Source organism: Hymenobacter sp. BT559 (assembly GCF_016427535.1).
Taxonomy (GTDB): domain Bacteria; phylum Bacteroidota; class Bacteroidia; order Cytophagales; family Hymenobacteraceae; genus Hymenobacter.
The window spans coordinates 193,551-213,480 of record NZ_JAELXV010000001.1 but is presented as its reverse complement, the minus strand read 5'-3'; the positions used below and the strand labels follow the sequence as shown (position 1 = coordinate 213,480).

Genomic DNA, 19,930 nt, shown 5'->3' with positions numbered 1-19,930 from the left:
AGTAGGTAGTCGGCCCCAAAACCTACCTTTGCGCCGTAATGGAAAAACCCAGCATCCCGCAAGGCACCCGCGATTTTGGCCCGGCCCAAGTGGCGCGCCGCCAATATATTTTTAATGTTATCCGGCGCACGTTCGAGACGTTTGGCTACGCGCCACTCGAAACGCCGACCCTCGAAAACCTCTCGGCACTCACCGGCAAGTACGGCGACGAGGGCGACCAGCTGCTGTTTAAAGTCCTGAACTCGGGTAACTTCTTGGTGAAGGAGCGCCGCGGCGAAATCACGCCCATCGTGACGGCCGAGGACCTCGACGCTGGCCATAAGGCCGTGCTACCCAAGATTGCCGAGAAGGGCCTGCGCTACGACCTCACCGTGCCCTTCGCCCGCTACGTGGCCATGAACCGAGGTACGCTCACCTTCCCCTTCCGCCGCTACCAGATGCAGCCCGTGTGGCGCGCCGACCGCCCGCAGCGCGGGCGCTACCGCGAGTTCTGGCAGTGCGACGCCGACGTGGTGGGCACCGACTCGCTGCTCTGCGAAGCCGAAATCGTGCTGATGATGGCGCAAGTATTCAACGGCCTGGGCTTGACTGATTTTACCATTAAAATCAACCACCGCGGGGTACTGCGCAACATCTACCAGGCCCTAGGTAGCGAAGGCACCGAAACAGACCTGTTCGTGGCCATTGACAAGCTTGACAAAATCGGGCGCGATGGGGTGAGCAAGGAATTGCTCGAAAAAGGCTTTTCGGAGCCCACCATTGACACGCTGTTTGAGCTGCTGAGCGTGGCGGGCAGCTACCCCGAAAAGCTCTCGCGCCTGCTGGCCGGCTTCGTAACGGCAGGCGTAGAGCCCGATGGCCTGCGTCCCGCTGCCGACAGCGAAGACGAAGGGACGGCCTTCTACAAGGGCCTGAACGAGTTGGCCGAGGTGCGTGACATCTTGCAGGCCTCGGGCTTCACGCAGTTCGACCGGCTGGAGTTTGACCCTACGCTGGCCCGCGGACTGAGCTATTACACGGGCTGCATTTTCGAGGTCAAAATCAACAATGTGCAGATGGGCAGCGTGAGCGGCGGCGGCCGCTACGACAACCTCACCGGCTCGTTTGGCCTGCCGGGCGTGTCGGGCGTGGGCTTCTCGTTTGGCGTCGACCGCCTCTACGACTGCCTCGAAAGCCTCGACCTCTTTACCGAAACCGGCGAAACGCCCACCCGGGTGCTGCTCACGCACTTCGACGCGGCCAGCGGCCGGGCGGCCCTGCCGCTGCTAGCCGAGTTGCGCGCCGCGGGCATCCCCGCCGAGCTGTACCCCGATGCCAGCAAGCTGCAAAAGCAATTTAAGTACGCCGATGCCAAGGGCATTCCGCTGGTTGTCATCCTAGGTCCCGAAGAGCTAGCAGCGGGCGTGGCGAAGGTAAAAATTCTGAAAACCGGTGAAGAGCGCACACTGCCACTCGGCGAAGTAGTGGGGGCGCTCACGTTATAGCGCCAGAATTTCGCAGCTAGTAGCGCGGACTTTCAGTCCGCGAGTGCGGGTACTTGCTACCCACTCGCGGACTGAAAGTCCGCGCTACTTTGCCTTACTAGCAACTCGATTCTCGCCGCCAGCCTTTTTTCTATGCCTTATCTCCATCCCAACGAGCCGCTTACGCTAGCCGCCCTGGCCGCCCTTCTACGCAGCACGGAAGCCGTGCGTCTCCAGCCCGAAGCCGAGCAGTCCCACGCCTCTAGTCCACTGCCCGCAGTGGAGACTGCTCCCGAAAATCCAGCGCAGTGGTTGGCTAGCTTGCTCACGGCCCTGGCCGCGGGCACCGGTCCCGAGTTACCCGCGGCGCTGGTGCGCCGTATGCTGCTGTTGGCAGCGCACCGCCTAGGTCGGGCCGATGCGGCCGCGGGGCCAGTAGTGCGGCGCTTGCTCGACTTCTACAGCCGCGAGGTGTGGCCGGTGGTGTATGAGCAGGGCTCGCTGGGCGCGGGCCACGACCAGGTGCCGCTGGCGCACCTAGGGCTGCCGCTGCTGGGCCTGGGCGAGGTCAACTACCAAGGCTACCGCCTGGCCGCGGCCGATGTGCTGGGGCTGTTTGGCTGGGAGCCGCCGCAGCTTGCGCCCGCCTTAGCCCTAAGGCTACTGAGCGGCAGCGACTTTACCCTGGCCTACGCCACAGAAGTGCTGGAGCGGACCGAACGTTTGCTCCGCGCTGCCGCGGTGGTAGGGTCATTGGCAGCTGCCCCCGCCAGCATTGACCTCCTAGGTGATGCTCGGCAAGCCATCGAGGCTGCCTGCAATGCCGACGCGCCGGCCCCTACCTCTTTTACTGAGCTGCTGACACCTAGCACCCCGGCCAGCGCACTAGACCACGCCCTCGCGCAACTAACGCAGGTGGCGGCGCAGGTGGGTGCCCAAGCTGCCCAGCGCACGGCGACACTTGTGGCGCAGCCAAGGCACCTAGCCCCCGAGCCTGAGGCACAATTTGGATTGCTAGCCCTACCTAGGGTAGCGGCCAGCCTAGTGCAGCAGTGTGGCACCTGGGCTGACGCTGGCGACGCCGCCCGCAGCCCACACGGCGCGGCGGCTGCCCAAGAAGCTCGCCGTGTAGTTGAGCTGGCCGAACAGCTGGTAGGCTTGGAACTGCTGGCCGCCGCCCAGGCGCTTGACCTGCGCGGGCCCGCCGCACCCGACCTAGGGCCCGCGCCTAGCCCTGCCTTGGCGCAGGCGGTGGCGGCCTTCCGCGAACACGTTACCTTCGCGGCGCACGACCGGGTGCTGGCTCCCGACTTGCACCGGGCCGCGCGCTTTGTGCGCGAGTATGCTTGGGCACAAGAATAGGAGCCGCCCCAGCGTTGTGCTGCTGGTTATGAAAAAACTCTCCGCTTCTTTGGGGCTGCCGCGCCTGGGCCTGCTACTCGTGCTGTGGCTGGCGGCCCTGGCCGCACGCAGCCAAAACGCCTGCCCTACCCCGCCCCCGGCTAACTGCCCCGAGCCCTTTCGGGTGGTCGATGCTGGCACTGGTCAGGAGGTGCGCACGCTAACGGTGGGCTGCCCAGTGCGCTTTGTGCAGTCGGACTGCCGGGGGACGCCTACCCGGCTCGACCTACTTTACTACCAGGTCGTGAAGGGCGCCAACGCTATTCCTAATAACTGCCTACCCACTACCCAAGCGGGCGTCACTACCTACACGCCCACCGCCGCCGACGTAGGTCCGGTCACGGTTTTTGAGCTTTCTAACCCCGACCCCAGTTCGGGCACGGGCGGGGCGGGCGTGGCCTATATCCGCAACTACCAAGTAGTATCGCCCACGCCGCCCGGCTTCACCGTGGCGGCCTGCGCAAATAATACCGCCCTCATCACGCTGCTCAACTCGGGCTACGACCAGTACACCGTGCGCATAAATGGCGCCGCCCCGCAGCCCCTGACCAACCAACCGGTGGCCATCGCGCCGGGCGTGGCCAATACGTTTGCGGTGACGGGCAGCGTCGCGGGCAGTTCGTGCACCCAAAGCACTACGCTAACCCTGACTCTGCCAGTGGCCCAGACGCCAGTGTTGGAGCGGCTTACGCGCACGGGCGCAACAGCCAGCGGCGGACCGGCCCAGTTTGCGCTGGCGCAAATACCAGCCGGCTTCACCTATACGCTGCAAGCTCAAACCGCAGGCCAGCCCTACCAGAACGTGCCAGGCATCCCGGCCAACATTGGCGCGCCTGTAGCGGGCTTTGAAGTAGGGCAAGTGCCGCCGGGCCGCTACCGCCTAGTGCGCACCGATGCCTGCGGCAATACGGCGGCTTCGGCCGAAATACCTACCCTAGGGCTAAGCGGCACAGCCGACAACGGGCGCAATACGCTCACCTTCGACCTCTACGGCCGGGTCACCGCCGTAAGTTACTCGCTAGCCCGCAACGATGGCGTGGTGCTGCCGCTGGCGGGCTCGGCTACTACCTATGTAGATGCCAACGTGCAGTGCGGCACAGCTTACACCTACCGCCTCACCGCCACGCTGCCGGGCGGCCAAACGGTGTCGAACCCGCTCACCCTCAGCGCTCAATCCTCTACCCCACCGCCTGCTCCTTTGCTAGTGGCATCGTTTGACCTCCGCAACCGGGTGGTACTAACGGCCACGCCCGGCGCGAGCGCCACCACTTTTGGCGCGGGCGGACAGCTGATTATTAACCGGCAGGCGAGCGGTGGGGCGCCGGTGGCGTATGCCCCGCTGCGTACTGGCCGCGCGGGCACGGCCCGCCTCAGCGTGCGCGACTCCACCGCCCTAGGTACGCTACTGGCCGCGCCGCCTTGCTACACGGCTACGCTACGCGACACCTGCGGCAATGTCTCGGCCGCTAGTCCATCCTCCTGCCCCGCGCTGCTTACGGTAGAGGCCGCCGACCCCGAGGGACAATCGGCCCAGCTGCGCTGGTCGGCTTTTCAGGGGCCAGGCGGCCCGGCCGTGGGGGCCACCTACCAAGTGCTGACGCTGGCCGCCGATGGCACGGTGCTGGCCACCAGCGCGCCGCTTACCGGCCTTACCTACCTCGACTCGGCCCCGCCCCTCGACCGCCAGATTTTGCGCTACCGCGTAGTGGCCAGCGGCGCCGGCTTGCCCGTGGGCACCTTCAGCTACTCCAACGTGGGCACCCTCACGCGCCGCCCGCGGCTGGTAATGCCCACCGCCTTCACGCCCAACGGCGACGGCCTCAACGACGTGCTTGAGTTAAAAGGTAGATATTTGCAAAACTTCACCTTTATTGTCGTTGACCGCAACGGGCAGGAAGTATTCCGCTCCACCGACCGCGCCCAAACCTGGGATGGCTCCATCAATGGCCACGCCCCGGTAAACGCGACCTACGTGTGGCGCTTCGACCTGCAGGGCGAAGACGGCCAGCCTTTACGCCAAACCGGCACCATCACCATCCTTAAATAACCTCTTTTCTCTCTCATGTCCGACCAAGACACTTCTAAAGCAGCCCGCTTTCAGGAAATTGCCAACACGCTCGCCGAGCAGGGCTTTACCGTGGCCCAGCAGGACCAGACGCGCCCCTGGGGCGGCTTCTTCGTGATTGACGAAAGCCAGGCCCAGGCCTTTGCCGATAAATATTTCGATGGCCGCTCGGTGGACGAGCTACGCATTTCGGGCAAGCTGAGCCCCAAGGTGCTGCTCGTGGCCCCCAACCAGCGCCTGAGCTGGCAGTACCACTTCCGCCGCGCCGAGATTTGGAAAGTAGTGCAGGGCCCCGTGGGCGTGGCTACCAGCCCCACCGACGAGGAAGGCGAAGTAAAATCGTACGAGCCAGGCGCGCTCATCGTGCTGAAGCAAGGCGAGCGCCACCGCCTGGTGGGCCTCGATGGCTGGGGCGTGATTGCCGAAATCTGGCAGCACACCGACGCCAACCAGCCCTCCGACGAGGACGATATCGTGCGCGTGCAAGATGATTTTGGCCGCTAGGCGCTAGTTGACGTAGACTAGCACCATGAGAAAACGAGTGTTTTGCTTCCTTTAGGCCAGCAGAACACTCGTTTTCTTTGTTCTTAGAAAATTCAAGTTCTTACCGAGTACCAAACACTTTCTCTCATGTCATCCCCGAGCATTTCCCCGGCCACCTACCACCTAGGCCAGTACCAGGAAGCCATCACGGCTGAAATCAACGACCTGAACGCTAAGAATTTCACCGCCGGCTTCTGGCAAAAGGAGGCTACCCTGTGGACCGATAGCGCCGAAGGCCAGGAAAGCATCCGCAGCTTTATGGGCTGGACGCACGTGGCGGAAACCATGCAGCAAGCCGTGCCCGAAATCGAGGCGTTCGTAAAAGAGGTAAAAGAGGCTGGCTTTGAGCACGTAGTGGTAATGGGCATGGGCGGCAGCACCATGGCCCCGATTGTGTTCGAGAAGTCGTTTGAGCGCGCTAATGGCGGCCTGCCCATCTCGGTGCTCGACACCACCGACCCCGGCACGGTGCAGCAGATTGAGCAGTCGGTACCGCTCGACAAGACCTTGTTTATCGTAGCCAGTAAGTCAGGCACCACGGCCGAGCCGCTGGCTTTCGGCGATTATTTCTACGCCAAGCTCAAGGAAATTAAGGGTGACAAAGCCGGCGAAAACTTCGTGGCCATCACCGACCCCGGCTCCAAGTTCGTGACCAACGCCACCAACGAGGGCTACCGCAAAATCTTCCTGAACTTCGCCGAGGTTGGCGGCCGCTTCTCGGCCCTCACGTACTTCGGCCTAGTGCCGGCCGCACTCTACGGCATCAACATCGCCGAACTGCTCGACCGCGCCGTGGCTATGATGCGTGCCTGCGGCAGCGAAGGCGCCGTGCAAGACAACCCCGGCCTGCAACTGGGCGCCACCATGGGCGTGCTTTCGAAGCAAGGCCGCGACAAGCTGACCCTGGTAGTGCCCGAGAAACTACACGACCTAGGTCTGTGGCTAGAGCAGTTGCTGGCCGAGAGCACCGGCAAAGAAGGCAAGGGCGTACTGCCCGTAGCCGGCGAGCCCCTGGGCACGCCCGAGGTCTACGGCCACGACCGCCTATTCGTGTACGTGGGCTACGAAGACACCCCCGACACCGAAAACCGCAATAAGCTGAAGACCCTGGAAGACGCTGGCCACCCCGTGGTGACCATCCTGATGAAGGAGCCGCTCGACCTAGGCGCCGAGTTTTTCCGCTGGGAAGTGGGCACGGCCGTAGCCGGCGCCGTGCTGCGCATCAACCCCTTCGACCAGCCCAACGTGCAGGAAAGCAAAACTGCCACCGACCGCGTGATGAAGGTGGTGCAGGAGCAGGGCCACCTGCCCGCCGGCCCCGCCGCTGCCGCCGAAGCCGATGGCGTAAGCTACTTCACCGATGCCAAGGGCAACGGCGCTGTGGGCACCCTCAAAGCCTTCTTCGACCAGGCCAAAGCTGGCGACTTCGTGAACCTGCAAGCCTACCTCACCGAGTCGGACGCCATCAGCGCTGAGCTGCAGGAGTTCCGCAAGCTGGTGCAGGAAAACCTGCACATTGCCACTACCTCGGGCTACGGCCCGCGCTTCCTGCACTCGACCGGCCAGTACCACAAGGGCGGCCCCAACACGGGTCTGTTTGTGCAGTTCACGCACCAGAGCCCGGTAGAATTGCCGCTGCCCGGCCGCTCCTACTCGTTCGGCACCTTCGAGAATGCCCAGGCCCAAGGCGACCTCGAAACCCTGCAGCAGTACCAGCGCCGCACCCTGCACATCGACCTAGGTGGCAACGCCGAGCAGACGCTACCTAAAGTGGTAGCCGCGCTGCAAGAGGCGTTGGCTAAGTAAGCTTAGGTTTCTTTTAAGATTCAAACAAACGCCGTTGCGGCCCCTGGTGCTACCAGGCGGCGGCAGCGGCGTTTTTGTTCAATCCTTAATTCATATGCACTGGCGCGAGTTTAGCGCAGCGTAACTCGCGCCAGTATATGGTATTTCGACGCCGCTACTGTCGCTTTTTAGCGCACTAGACCATCTTAGTAGTTGAAGCAATGAGAAAAATAGTTCGCGCTGCACTAGCCATCCTCGCTTCCCTACTCTTTTTCTCTTTAATAGTCACTTGTTTAGAGTACACTAATCCGCAGCCCTATGGTGGCAAGCCGATACACTTTAATAAGTTATCTGGCTACGTTTTTGGTATGGCTGCCATATTTGGCTGGTTTATCTATATGCCTTTTGCATTGCTGCATGCGTATCTGCTGCAGCGTTATTTTCGAAAGCAATGGCCCACTTCCATTGTTATTGGCGGGCTGCTAGGAATTCTATTCGCTATACTTTTCAGTATCGGCTATGCGCTAGATGATGGCGAATGGAGCGAAACTAGCCAGTTACTGTTACTGAAAATAGCGGTATTTGGCCTGACAGGTAGCTTCTACGGGCTGCTCTATTACCGGTGGGTAGCTGCAAAAACTTAGTTGTACACTGGCGCGAGTTTAGTGCAACGCAACTCGTGCCGGAGCATAACGTGCAGGCTGTGCCTCTACTGCCGCGCCCGCAGAAAACGGCGTTTAGACTATTTAACTAATACCTGTTGCGTCCTCCTGCACAACTTGCCGTGTTGCGAGCAGTGGAGGTACAACCTCCACGTTATGCTTCGGCACGAGTTGCGTTGCACTAAACTCGCGCCAGCAGCGCCAGCAACCACTAACGCCTAGTAACGGCGCTCACTTTTTGACAAAAGCGTAATCCTAAGCTAATCACCGCGTCATAGACTAGGCAGAATTTTGAGCTAGTGCTACCGCGCATCCTTTCCGGGGCAGCACTGGCAGCTATGCGTATTCTCGCGGCTTGGCAGAAGGGGGCAACGTATGCCGCTCTCTACATGGTTCTCTGGCTGGCTTGGTGGTTGGCCCAGGGCAGTTCGGTCCTAGGTAGCCTGCGCTCGGTCTTCCGGGGTAGTGCGCGGTGCGCGGCCCGGGCGGCAGTGCGGCCCCGCCGGGTGCGGCCATTTCTTGCCACCCGCACCGTGCTATGAAGGCCACGCCCGTACTGGCTGCGCGGCGGCCCAAGCAGCGCCGCGTACAAGTGGCCGTGGTGAGCGATGTGCACCTAGGCACCTACGGCTGCCACGCCCCTGAGCTGTTGCGCTACCTCAAGAGTATTCGGCCCGAGGTGCTGGTGCTCAATGGCGACATTGTGGACATCTGGCAGTTTTCGAAAAACTACTGGCCGCCAGCCCACATGCGCGTGGTGCGCCACTTGGCCGCCCGCGCCGCTAAGGGCACCAAAATCTACTACCTCACCGGCAACCACGACGAGCTGCTGCGCAAGTTTGCGGGCCTGAAGCTGGGCAATTTTCACTTGGACAACAAGCTGGTGCTCGACCTACCCCACGGCCGTACCTGGCTGTTTCACGGCGATGTTTTCGACGTGACCATGCGCCACGCGCGTTGGCTGGCCAAGCTCGGCGGCAAGGGCTACGACCTGCTTATCCTGCTCAACCGCTTCGCTAACTTTCTCTTGGCCAAGATAGGCCGCCCTAGGGTAGCCTTGTCGAAGCTGGTGAAGGAACGCGTAAAAACGGCCGTGGCCGCCATCACCAACTTCGAGCAGACCGCCGCCGACATTGCCGCTGACGAAGGCTACCAATATGTGGCTTGCGGCCACATTCACCAGCCCGAAATCAAAACGCTCGCCACCGAAAAAGGCCCCGTCGCCTACCTCAACTCCGGCGATTGGGTCGAAAACCTAACGGCGCTAGAATACACTGCCGAGGCCGGCTGGCAGCTCTACCACTACCACCAGGACCCCACCCAGCACCACGCTACCGAGGCCCTCCCCGACCCCACCGACTTGGCTGCCGATGCCGACGCCGCCACGCTGCTGGAAGGGCTACTAGCCGAGTTTAAGCTGAAATAACCATTGTCATGCAGCGCGCAGCGAAGCATCTCGCGTGCTGCAGTAAACCCTTGCGTCAGCAACGGTGCGAGCGAGATGCTTCGCTGCGCGCTGCATGACAGATGGCCTTAGGTCAATTTTATAATTACACGTTGCGAATCCTTTACGCCATCCAGGGCACCGGCAATGGCCATCTTAGCCGGGCCTTCGACATAGTGCCGCTGCTGCAAGACCGCTGCGACCAGCTCGATGTGCTGGTGAGCGGGCCGCCCGCCGACCTCGCGCTGCCCTTCGAGGTGCGCTACCAGGCACGGGGCATGGGCTTTTTATTTGGCAAAAAGGGTGGTATCAATTTTGTCAAGACCGTGCAGCAGTTCAACTCGGCGCGCTTTGTGCACGAGATAAGGCACTTGCCCGTGCGCGACTACGACTTGGTCATCAGTGATTTTGAGCCCGTATCGAGTTGGGCGTGCCGGCTGCGTGGGGTGCCCTGCGTGGCCCTCAGCCACCAGAGCGCCGTGCTGCACCCCGCCGCCCCCCGCCCCAAGTCCGAAGACCCCGCCGGCCGGGCCGTACTGCGCCACTATGCGCCTAGTACGGCCCAGTACGGCTTCCATTTTCAGGCTTATGCGCCGGGCATTGCCACGCCCGTCATTCGGCAGCAGGTGCGGGCCCTCACGCCCACTAATGATGGCCACTACACTGTGTACCTGCCCGCTTTTGAAGAGGCAACCCTGGTGGCCCGCCTGCGCTACCTGAGCCGTCGCACGCGCTGGGAAATCTTCAGTAAGCACAGCCACGCGCCCGCCACCTACGGCAATGTGCGCGTGTGGCCCGTGAGCGGCCCAGCCTTTCTCGATAGCCTGGCGCGGGCCGAGGGGGTGCTCTGCGGCGCCGGCTTCGAAACCCCTGCCGAGGCGTTGTTCCTGGGCAAAAAGCTGCTGGTGATGCCCATGAAGCAGCAGTACGAGCAGCAGTGCAATGCCGCCGCGCTGGCCCACCTAGGCGTGCCCGTCATCAAAAACTTCAAGCACAAAAGCCTATCGGTGGTCGATGACTGGCTGTGGCAAGGCCAGCCGGTGCCCGTGCACTACCCCGACCAAACCGCCGCTGTTCTGGACCAGCTGTTGCACGAGCAGCGGCCGGCCGTTGTTTCTTCCCAAGCTGCCTCCGCGTAGCTTGCCGTGCCCATGCCTACTTCCTCCGTCGTTGCCCCCTTGCCCGCTGGCTCGCTGCCGGCGGCATTCTTTCCGCCCACTACCCCGGCCGATTTCACGCGGGCTGATTTTGGCCCTAGGTTCTACTGGGGGGCTGCTACTGCCGCGTACCAGGTGGAGGGCGCCTGGCAGCATCAGGGCAAAGAGCCCAGCATTTGGGATGATTTTACGCGCCGCAAAGGTGCCATTCGGCGGAGCGAGCACGGGCGGGTGGCTACTGATTTTTACCACCGCTACGAGCAAGACCTAGACTTGGCTCAGGCCATGGGGCTCACTGATTTTCGCTTCTCGGTGTCGTGGCCGCGGGTGCTCCCCAAGGGCGTGGGCGCCACCAATCGCCGCGGGCTCGACTTCTACGACCGGCTGGTCGATGCCTGCCTTGAGCGCGAGCTGCGCCCCTGGCTCACGCTCTACCACTGGGACCTGCCCAGCGCCTTGCAAGCCCGCGGCGGCTGGGCCAATCGCAGCATCGTTGGCTGGCTCGCCGACTATGCCGCCACTATGGCTCACCACCTCGGCGACCGCGTGGCTCACTGGATGGTTCTCAACGAGCCCATGGCCTTTGTGGGAGCCGGGCACCTGCTGGGCGTGCACGCGCCGGGGCGGCGGCACCTAGGGGCCTTTTTGGCGGCGGCCCACCACGCCACGCTGGCCCAGGCCGAGGGCGGCCGGGCGCTGCGGGCGGCCCTGCCCGCCTCGGCCCAGATTGGCACCACTTTTTCGTGCTCGTACCTGACCCCGCACCGCCCCGACTTGGCCCGCGATATCGCCGCCACCCGCCGCGCCGATGCCGTGCTCAACCGCTTTTTTGTGGAGCCCACCCTCGGCCTAGGGTACCCTACCGAGGAGCTGCCGGCCCTGCGCTGGCTGCTGGCCCGCTACCAGCAGCCCGGCGACGAGGCGCGCCTAGCGTTCGATTTTGACTTCTGGGGCGTGCAGAACTACACCCGCGAGGTGGTGCGCTTTTCGCCCTGGCTGCCACCCCAGTGGGCAAGCCTGGTGCCCGCCCGCCAGCGCGGGGTGGCCTGCACCGACATGGACTGGGAAGTTTACCCCGAGTCGGTCTACCACATGCTCAAGCAGTTTGCGGCCTACGACAACGCCCCGCCCCTGGTCGTTACGGAGAGCGGCGCGGCCTTCCCCGACACCTGCGAGGGGGGCCGCGTGGCCGACCACGCCCGCCGGGCCTACTTGCAGGCGGCCATTGGCCAAACGCTGCGGGCACAGCGCGAGGGCGTACCGGTAGAGGGCTTTTTTGCCTGGTCACTCACCGACAATTTTGAGTGGGCCGCCGGCTACGGGCCGCGCTTTGGGCTGGTGCACATCGACTACGAAACCCAGCAGCGCACCCTCAAAGACTCGGGCTACTGGTACCGGCAGTTTTTGACCTCCCCGCGCCTGGTGCGGCGCAACTAGCGGCCGCTACCCCACGTTTCAGGCGCAGTTCACCTTTTACAGCTATTCCCGTGAAAGCCAACGAAATTATCTTCCGCCAGAACCGCATCGTGTACACGCTCATGGTGCTGCTGGCCGGCATGGGCTTGGTTTGGAGCTTCTGGCAGCACCAGCATAGCAAGGGGCCCGTGGGGCCGGCCACGGCTGCCTCAGAAGCGGCGGCCGAAGCTGCTGCGCACACGCCCGCTCACACCGCCAGCTTCAGGCGCTGAGTATCCTAGGGTGCCTGAGGACCGCTAGGCGGGCTAAGCCTTCGGTACGCTTTGTGCTAATTGAAAGAAGTCCGAAACTCTAGCGGCGACAGGTTGGTCTTGGCTTTAAAGAGCTTGCTAAACGACTGCAAGTGCTCGAAGCCCAGTTCGTAGGCGATTTCGCTCACGGTTAGGGTGGTGGTTGATAGCTTCTCTTTGGCTTTGGCAATCAGCTTGGCGTGAATGTGCTGCTGGGTGTTTTGCCCGGTCACGACACGCAGCAGGCTGCTGAGGTACTTGGGCGACAGGTGCAGGTGCTCAGCCACGTAGCGCACGGTGGGCAGGCCCTTTTCCGCTAGGTCGTCGCTGTCGAAATAGGCGTCGAGCAGCGCTTCGACCCGTTCGAGCACCTCGTGGTTGGCCTTGTCGCGGGTTAGGAACTGGCGGTGGTAAAATCGGTCGGCGTAGTGCAGCAGGCTTTCGAGCTGCGAGGCGATAATTTGCTTGCTGAAGCGGTCGAGGTTGGCGCTGTGCTCTTGCGCTATCGTCTGAATAATAGCCAGAATAGTTGCTTCCTCCTTAGCCGACATAAACAAGGCTTCGTGCAGCGAGTAGTCCCAGAAGTCATAGTGCTTGATGGTGGCCGCCAGCGGCGTGTTCCAGATAAAATCGGGATGGATATACACCACCCATCCCGACTTTTCCACAGCTTCATCCTGATTGGCCGTGGCAATGCTAAACACTTGGTTAGGCGCCATGAAGGAGAGCACGCCCTCCTTAAAATCAAACGGATGCTGCCCATAAGTGGAGTGAACATTGCGCATCCGCTTGACCGCGATGGTGTAAAAATCTAGGTGCATGGTCAGGGGCTCCTGGCCGTAGCGGTGCGGCACGGTGCTCACATCCAGCACGCTGAGCAGCGGGTGCAGCGGCGGGGGCAGCTCCAAAAACTCGTGAAACTCGCTTATCGTTTTGAAGTGTCTCATGCTGGCTCTATTGCGTTTGCTACGTCTAGCACCAGCTTGCCCCGCACGTGCCAAGTGGCGCTTTCGCGGTGGGCCTCGGCCACTTGCGCCAGCGAAAATACCTTGCTCACGAGCACCTTCACCTGGCCAGCGTCGATGAGCTGGGCTATTTCGGTCAGCCAGTCCTGCCGGGGCTGGTTGGCCGACAGGGCGCCAGTGGCGTGCTTCTGGGCCAGGGCCGCCAGTACTTCCTCGTTGAACGGATAATCGAGGTTGACGCTCACGAAGATGCCGCCTTCTTTGAGCAAGGATACTGCCTTCAGGCGCTCCGCGTTGTCGCGCACGGGCGAGGCTTCAAGCACCACATCTACGTCGCGCACCGCGTCGGCGAGTGGTTGACTGCGGTAGTCAATCACTTCGTCGGCCCCTAGCTCCCGCAAGTATCCTAGGTTGCTGGCCGAGGCTACGCCAATGACATAGGCGCCTTTGGCCTTGGCAAACTGCACCGCAAAGCTGCCCACCCCGCCCGAGGCGCCCTGAATGAGCACGCGCTGGCCGGCCCGCAGCTGGCCCTGCTCAAACAGCGCCGCCCAGGCCGTAAGGCCGGCTAGCGGTACAGCCGCTGCCTCCACAAAGCTCAGGCTACCGGGCTTGCGAGCAAACTGGCTGGCTTTGGCCGCGCAGTACTCGGCGTAGCTGCCGTTGCCAGTAAAGTTGGGGACGCCATACACGACATCACCTTTTTGGAAGGCGGTGACGTCGCTGCCCACTTCGGCCACCGTGCCGGCCGCATCCCAACCTAGGGTCAGGGGCAGGGTAAGAAAGGCCCGGAGCGCATCGTTGCCGCCCTCGCGCACCACCCAGTCCACGGGGTTTACGCCGCTGGCCTGCACCTGAATCAGTATCTCGTCGGGCGCTGGCACGGGCCGCGCCACGTCTTCTAGCTGTAGTACTTCGGGACCGCCAAAGGCATGGATTCTTACCGCTTTCATTAGGAGTTATTTTTGGTTGATTGATGAGGCAAAGGTCCCGCCTGCCCACCCAGCCGATTGAGTTGAAATGCCCTTTGTTTCAGCCAAAATGCCGAAAGCCAACCTAGGCGGCCTATCCCGCAGCTTTTGGAGATACCCACAAGGCTATCGGCCTAGGGTGGCAGTCGCCGCTGCGCAGCGCGTAGCGCACAGGTAGCGGCTTCGCTCGTGCAGTTCCGCGGCTAGCCATGCTCCGAACGAATTTCGTAGACTTAGCTTTGTGGTACTAGCAAGGTTGGTCAAGTCTATTTCTTATCTCGCTACTACGGTTCTGCTAGCGCGAGCCTGTTTAGCTAAGGCTATTGTGGCCTTGCCAAATGCGCTATGCCGTGAGCTATCAACACCAACTACTATCCGCTACCAGCGGATAGAAACGTACTTAAACCGCTACAAACGCACCTATACTATGGCATTTGACATGATGGGCATGATGGGCAAAGTGAAAGAGCTGCAAGACAAGATGCAGCAGGCCCAATCTCAGCTTCAGCACCTTACCGCCACCGGCGAAGCAGGGGGTGGCCTCGTAAAAGCTACTGCCAACGGCCAGCGCCAACTCGTTAAGCTCGACATCGACCCTTCGCTGCTGACGCCGGAAGACCGCGAGATGCTGCCCGACCTCGTAGTGGCCGCCGCCAACAAAGCCCTGGATGCCGCCGCCGAAATGGCCCGCCAAGAATTGCAGCGCCAAACCAGCGGCATGCTGCCCAACATCCCCGGCCTCGACCTGAGCAACTTTGGGGGCTAATGCGTTAGAACAGCCAACCGGCGAAGGGGCAGCCGCCGCGGCATTTGCTGCGACGGCTGCCCCTTCGCCAGTTGGGAGCCTGGCGGAGGTCGCCATTGTGATTCTGAATTACAACGGGGCACACTTCCTGCGCCGATTCTTGCCCGGCGTGTTGCGGCATGCTGGCGAAGCCCGCGTGGTAGTAGCCGACAATGCCTCGACGGATGATTCCCTAGGTCTGCTGCGCACCGACTTTCCGACCGTAGAGGTGCTGGCCTTTACCGAGAACCTAGGGTTTTGTGAGGGCTATAACCAGGCGCTGGTCCGGCTCGATAGCCCCTACTTCGTGCTGCTCAACTCCGATGTGGAGGTGCAGTCCGGCTGGCTGCTACCGCTCTACGAGCTGCTGCACGCCAACCCACGCATCGCGGCCGTGCAGCCCAAAGTGCTGGCTTACGACAACCCCACGCTGTTTGAGCACGCGGGGGCCGGCGGCGGCTACCTCGACGAGCTAGGGTACCCGTTTTGCCGAGGCCGCCTCTTCGACACCCTCGAAACCGACCACGGCCAGTACGACGACCCGCGCCCCGTGGCCTGGGCCAGCGGCGCCTGCTGCTTGGTGCGCACCACCGCTTGGCGGGCCCTAGGTGGCTTCGAGCCCGCCTTTTTTGCTCACATGGAAGAAATAGACTTTTGCTGGCGCGCCCAGAATGCGGGCTACGAAGTTTGGTACCACGGCAGCGGCACGGTGCACCACGTGGGAGGTGGCACCCTCCCCAAGTCGAACCCCCGTAAAACTTACCTCAACTTTCGCAACGGTCTGGCGTTGCTCTTCAAAAATGCCGCGCCGGGCGAGCTAGCCGGCTTTTTCATCCTGCGGGTGCTGCTCGACTGGGTAGCTGGGCTACGCTTCTTGGCAGTCGGCAATTGGCCCGAGGCGCAAGCCGTGGGCCGAGCGCACCTGCATTTCTTTATGCGCCTAGGTTACTGGTGGCGGCGGCGCAAGTTGGCTAAGCCGCGGCTACTGGCCCGCCAACGGCCGGGCACCTACCGCGGCAGTATCGTGTGGGCCTATTTTGCTCAGAGCAAGAAGCGCTTCGCACAATTATGAGTTAGGAATTGCTGCATGTCATGCAGCAATTCCTAACTCATAATTTTTAATTCGTTATGCTATTAAAGGTCCCACACAGTGCTGCGCTGCTGGCGCATAGCGTGGCGGATATTCATCCAGAATACGCCGGCGAAATACAGCACGACGGGCGAGCCAAACGTAAAAAACGAAGCGTACACGAACGACAGCCGGACGCTGCGCGTACTAAAACCCCAGCGCTGCCCCAGCGCCGAGCACAGCCCGAAGGACTGCGTTTCGATAAAGTCGGTGACGCGTTTCATAGGTGAGTTTCGGGAGGGGTGGTGCAACTTTGCTAGGCCAAGATACAATGCCCGGCGGCTGCCTGCAATTTGTATCGTGCTTATTACCGGTAGCTTACCCAGTTAAAGTGGGGCCGGTATACCTGCCTAGGTCGCTTTCTACGTTTAAGCTGCCGTAAAAGACGATTCCGTTGCAACAAAAAAAACAATTATTTTTCATCGGCCGCTCCGCTAGCAAGCTGGGCCGCTGGTTTTTGGTGTTGGCCCTGCCCACCGCTTGCTCTCCCCTACCCGCCATGCTCAAGCGGGCAGAGGCCGGCCGGCGGGTGCAGGCAGCACCCGCGCCCCTCACCGCCGTGGGCGATGCTGTGCCTTTCGAGGCCACCGCCAAGACTGGCGCCAACCACTTGCGCAAAGGCGCTGTGTACGAGGTAGTACTCACCTACCGCTACGACCACGACCTGCGCCTCGACACGGTGGGCCGGCTCTCCTTTGGCCAGGGCAAATACACCTACGACGACTCGGTGAAGGGCCGCCTCGTGAGCCGCAACCGCTTCGCCATCGCCAACACGCCCCGGCGCTCGCCGGGCCAGCTCATGGCCCGTGGCCAGGTGCGCGAAACCAAGCCCCATGGCAAAGTGCTGCGCGCCAGCACCGAAACGCTGGTGGCCCGCGGTATTTCGGACCCCGGCCGCCGCGTGGTGGTCGAAGACTCGGCCCTGGCACTGCTGCCCGAGCACGCCAGCAACGTGATGAGTGGCACGCGCCTGCTACCCCTGTACTTCGACCAAGGCAAGTGGTTTATCCGCTCGCACCTAGGTACCAATATTGCCGCGCTCGAAGACCTAATTGATGCCAACCAGCACACCCAGCGCGTGCTCATTGCGGCCGGCCACTCGCCCGACTCTACTGATGCGCACCAGCCCGCCCTAGCCAGCAAGCGTGTGAAGATGCTACTCTACTACTACAAGCAGCGGGTCAAGGGCTTTTCGTATCTCAATAAGGTGGAGAATATTAAGTTCGATACCATTGCCTACCGTCGCAGCTGGGAGCTGTTCTTGAACCAAGTGCAAAACTCGGTGCTCAAGCCTGCGCAGCAAGATTCGGTCATCTCCATCATCAACGATACGCGGGGCACGTTTGCCCAGAAGGAAAAGGCGCTGCACAAGCTCAGCTACTTCGATTATCTCGAAGAGTACATCTACCCGGTGTTGCGCTGGGGTACGGTGGCCGTCACCTACACCGCCCCGCCCCGCTACGACTCGGAGGTGTACCTCTTGAGTAAGAAGATGGTAGAAAAGCAGGCCGACATCGAGGCCCTCACCCCCGAGGAACTGCGCTACTCGGCCACACTCACGCCGCTGCTGGCCGAAAAGCAGCGCATCTACGAGCTATCGGCGGCCAGCACCGCTAATTGGGAGGCATTTTATAACCTAGCCACTGTGCTAGCCATGCGCGCCGCCAAGGAGCCTACCGAACGCGTGCAGAAGGCCTATTACCACCGGGCGGCTGTCAACTTTACCCTAGCGGCCCACCGCCACCCTACGGCCGAGCTGTTTTATCGTGCCGCTACGGCCCATCGCCAGGCTCAGGAAACCCTGGAGGCGCTGCAGGACTACGACTACGCCATCAAGCTAGGTGGCTCGCGGCCCATGCTGCGCAAAATCTTCTCTGACCGGGCGGCGCTCGAAATCCAGATTGGTCAGCCCGAGCAGGCCCTAGCCAGCCTGCGCTTGGCCGGCCCCAGCTACCAGAACTACATGAACCAGGCGTTGCTGCTCATTCAGCGCGGGGGCTACGATGCAGCGGCGGCCCAGTATACCCTAGCCCTCGACCTGCGCCCGCAGGCGGCCGCGCCACACTATGGCCTAGCCGTGGCCGCCGCCCGCCGCCACGACGAAAATACGATGGGCCAGGAGCTGCGCCGCGCCGTGCAGCTCGACCGCAACCTCTCGACCCAAGCCGTGGAGGACCTAGAGTTTCAAGAGTACGCCCAGCGCCCAGCATTTCGCGAGGCTCTGAAGTAATACTTCTATGCAATTGCGTAATTTTCAGATAGGTAGTGATGGGATTTCGCTGAGCTGGCAGGGTCAGTACCTAGACCTGCATAATTGCTTCGATTTTCAGAGCTTCCACTATGCCATCCAATCCCGTCAGATAGAGCTGTGCTGGCGGCGTTCGCTCGAAGAATGGGCGAAGGGTACTGCCCTACCGGGCTTAAAGCTGGTTTTTAGCGATATTTTCTTCTTTCGCGTCAAGGAGCGAGACGTAGACTATCCGTTCACAGAAGACGATTTCCTAATGAGCGTCTCATTCCATCCAATAGAGTTGCGAGATGAGTTTGATAGTATTTCACTCAGCAGCTCGCCGGCCGACGATTTAACATTTTTCTTTCAAAGTGAGTGGGGCTTTAAAATCAATGCGGCCATAGTAGCGTTGCAGCCTCAGCTTGTATAGGTACCTAGCAGCGTTTGTATCTCCTTTGCCTAACGCCCACTTGGTCGTAGCTTTGCATACCGGCCGTGTGCCGGCTTTTTGCCAGTAATTTGATGCGTACTATTCAATTCCGCGAGGCCCTGCGCGAGGCCATGAGCGAAGAAATGCGCCGCGACCCGTCCATCTTCCTGATGGGCGAGGAAGTAGCCGAATACAACGGAGCTTACAAGGTGAGCCAGGGCATGCTCGACGAGTTTGGCGCTGAGCGTGTGATTGATACGCCGATTGCTGAGCTGGGCTTTGCTGGCATTGGCGTGGGCGCGGCGGCCAACGGCCTAAAGCCGATTATTGAGTTTATGACCTTCAACTTCTCGTTGGTGGCCATTGACCAGGTAATTAACTCGGCCGCCAAAATCTACTCGATGTCAGGCGGGCAGTACTCTTGCCCCATCGTGTTTCGCGGGCCTACCGGCAACGCGGGCATGCTTAGCAGCCAGCACTCGCAAAACTTCGAGAACTGGTATGCCAACTGCCCGGGCCTCAAAGTGGTAGTGCCTTCTAACCCCTACGATGCCAAAGGCTTGCTGAAAGCCTCCATCCGCGACCCCGACCCCGTTATCTTCATGGAGTCGGAGCTGATGTACGGCGACAAAGGCGAAGTGCCCGAGGAAGAGTACATCCTCGAAATTGGCAAAGCCAACGTAGCCCGCGAAGGCAAAGACGTAACCCTCGTGAGCTTTGGCAAAATGATGAAAGTGGCCTTCGGTGCCGCCGACGAGCTAGCCAAAGAAGGCATTCAGGCCGAAGTAATTGACCTGCGCTCGGTACGCCCCATCGACTACGATACGCTTATTGCCTCGGTGAAGAAAACTAACCGCATGGTAGTAGTAGAAGAGGCTTGGCCGCTGGCCAGCATCTCGAGCGAGTTGGCCTACATCGTGCAGCGCCGCGCCTTCGACTACCTCGATGCGCCGGTTGTTCGCATTACCTGCGCCGATGTGCCCCTGCCCTACGCCCCTACCCTCATCGAAGCCTCGCTGCCCAACGTGGCCCGCGTGGTGAAAGCGGTAAAGGAAGTAACCTACTCGGCGGCCTAGGTTCGCACTCGATTTGCCTACAAAAAGCCCGCTAACGCGGGCTTTTTTGCGTTTGTTGCCGGCTAAGGGTCACCTATAGTACACACTGGCCAGCTACATGAAAGTACTATTTTTCTGCG

Annotated in this window: 19 protein-coding genes; 16 read left to right on the top strand and 3 right to left on the bottom strand. The window is 61.4% G+C overall.

The features are described 5' to 3' along the window. The first annotated feature begins 38 nt into the window (after positions 1-38). From hisS to JAO77_RS00915, 11 genes are all read left to right on the top strand, one after another. Complete coding sequence (gene hisS / locus JAO77_RS00965) at positions 39-1,484, top strand: histidine--tRNA ligase (protein ID WP_198988405.1); 1,446 nt, start codon at positions 39-41, stop codon at positions 1,482-1,484. 132 nt (positions 1,485-1,616) lie between these two features. After that, complete coding sequence (locus JAO77_RS00960) at positions 1,617-2,825, top strand: aromatic amino acid lyase (protein WP_198988404.1); 1,209 nt, start codon at positions 1,617-1,619, stop codon at positions 2,823-2,825. A gap of 28 nt (positions 2,826-2,853) precedes the next feature. Further along, positions 2,854-4,911 (top strand): T9SS type B sorting domain-containing protein, encoded by a 2,058-nt coding sequence (locus tag JAO77_RS00955; RefSeq protein WP_198988403.1) that lies wholly within the window; start codon positions 2,854-2,856, stop codon positions 4,909-4,911. A gap of 15 nt (positions 4,912-4,926) precedes the next feature. Next, positions 4,927-5,433: a cupin domain-containing protein gene (locus JAO77_RS00950; protein WP_198988402.1), complete on the top strand. Its 507-nt coding sequence runs from the start codon at positions 4,927-4,929 to the stop codon at positions 5,431-5,433. A 126-nt stretch (positions 5,434-5,559) separates the two neighbouring features. Next, positions 5,560-7,278, top strand: a complete 1,719-nt coding sequence (locus JAO77_RS00945) for a phosphoglucose isomerase-related protein (protein ID WP_198988401.1) — start codon at positions 5,560-5,562, stop codon at positions 7,276-7,278. Between the two features lie 200 nt (positions 7,279-7,478). After that, positions 7,479-7,901, top strand: coding sequence for a hypothetical protein (locus JAO77_RS00940; RefSeq protein WP_198988400.1), 423 nt, complete (start codon positions 7,479-7,481; stop codon positions 7,899-7,901). A gap of 356 nt (positions 7,902-8,257) precedes the next feature. Continuing rightward, positions 8,258-8,461, top strand: a complete 204-nt coding sequence (locus tag JAO77_RS00935) for a hypothetical protein (protein ID WP_198988399.1) — start codon at positions 8,258-8,260, stop codon at positions 8,459-8,461. Continuing rightward, positions 8,458-9,345, top strand: coding sequence for a UDP-2,3-diacylglucosamine diphosphatase (locus tag JAO77_RS00930; RefSeq protein ID WP_198988398.1), 888 nt, complete (start codon positions 8,458-8,460; stop codon positions 9,343-9,345). The genes JAO77_RS00935 and JAO77_RS00930 overlap by 4 nt, the downstream gene beginning before the upstream one ends. Positions 9,346-9,476: 131 nt before the next feature. Then, the gene (locus tag JAO77_RS00925; protein WP_198988397.1) at positions 9,477-10,502 is read left to right on the top strand and encodes a glycosyltransferase family protein; all 1,026 of its coding nucleotides are present in this window, start codon (positions 9,477-9,479) and stop codon (positions 10,500-10,502) included. Positions 10,503-10,514: 12 nt separating this feature from the next. After that, positions 10,515-11,957: a GH1 family beta-glucosidase gene (locus JAO77_RS00920; protein WP_198988396.1), complete on the top strand. Its 1,443-nt coding sequence runs from the start codon at positions 10,515-10,517 to the stop codon at positions 11,955-11,957. A 50-nt stretch (positions 11,958-12,007) separates the two neighbouring features. Next, entirely contained in the window at positions 12,008-12,208 is a 201-nt protein-coding gene (locus JAO77_RS00915) for a hypothetical protein (RefSeq protein WP_198988395.1), read from the top strand. A 56-nt stretch (positions 12,209-12,264) separates the two neighbouring features. Here the strand turns inward: JAO77_RS00915 and JAO77_RS00910 are convergent, their stop codons facing one another. Together JAO77_RS00910 and JAO77_RS00905 are read right to left on the bottom strand one after the other, a co-directional pair. Further along, the gene (locus JAO77_RS00910; protein ID WP_198988394.1) at positions 12,265-13,173 is read right to left on the bottom strand and encodes a helix-turn-helix domain-containing protein; all 909 of its coding nucleotides are present in this window, start codon (positions 13,171-13,173) and stop codon (positions 12,265-12,267) included. Beyond that, positions 13,170-14,144: an NADP-dependent oxidoreductase gene (locus JAO77_RS00905; RefSeq protein WP_198988393.1), complete on the bottom strand. Its 975-nt coding sequence runs from the start codon at positions 14,142-14,144 to the stop codon at positions 13,170-13,172. Before JAO77_RS00905 ends, JAO77_RS00910 begins: the two co-directional genes overlap by 4 nt. Positions 14,145-14,589: 445 nt before the next feature. Here JAO77_RS00905 and JAO77_RS00900 point away from each other — a divergent pair, with 445 nt between their 5' ends. Both JAO77_RS00900 and JAO77_RS00895 read left to right on the top strand, forming a co-directional pair. Beyond that, positions 14,590-14,928, top strand: a complete 339-nt coding sequence (locus JAO77_RS00900) for a YbaB/EbfC family nucleoid-associated protein (RefSeq protein WP_198988392.1) — start codon at positions 14,590-14,592, stop codon at positions 14,926-14,928. A 97-nt stretch (positions 14,929-15,025) separates the two neighbouring features. Continuing rightward, positions 15,026-16,018 carry a glycosyltransferase family 2 protein gene (locus tag JAO77_RS00895; RefSeq protein ID WP_370549429.1) on the top strand — a complete coding sequence of 331 codons (993 nt, stop codon included), beginning with the start codon at positions 15,026-15,028 and terminating at the stop codon, positions 16,016-16,018. A gap of 62 nt (positions 16,019-16,080) precedes the next feature. On the opposite strand, the gene JAO77_RS00890 is transcribed toward JAO77_RS00895, so the two are convergent. Then, positions 16,081-16,299, bottom strand: coding sequence for a PspC domain-containing protein (locus JAO77_RS00890; RefSeq protein WP_198988391.1), 219 nt, complete (start codon positions 16,297-16,299; stop codon positions 16,081-16,083). A 170-nt stretch (positions 16,300-16,469) separates the two neighbouring features. Between JAO77_RS00890 and JAO77_RS00885 the strand changes: the two genes are divergently transcribed. The 3 genes from JAO77_RS00885 to JAO77_RS00875 all read left to right on the top strand — a co-directional run bounded on the left by JAO77_RS00885 (position 16,470) and on the right by JAO77_RS00875 (position 19,811). Continuing rightward, on the top strand, positions 16,470-18,305 hold the full coding sequence (locus JAO77_RS00885) for a tetratricopeptide repeat protein (protein WP_198988390.1): 1,836 nt from the start codon (positions 16,470-16,472) through the stop codon (positions 18,303-18,305). 7 nt (positions 18,306-18,312) lie between these two features. After that, entirely contained in the window at positions 18,313-18,735 is a 423-nt protein-coding gene (locus tag JAO77_RS00880) for a hypothetical protein (protein WP_198988389.1), read from the top strand. Between the two features lie 92 nt (positions 18,736-18,827). Continuing rightward, positions 18,828-19,811 carry a pyruvate dehydrogenase complex E1 component subunit beta gene (locus JAO77_RS00875; RefSeq protein ID WP_198988388.1) on the top strand — a complete coding sequence of 328 codons (984 nt, stop codon included), beginning with the start codon at positions 18,828-18,830 and terminating at the stop codon, positions 19,809-19,811. Positions 19,812-19,930: the final 119 nt, after the last annotated feature.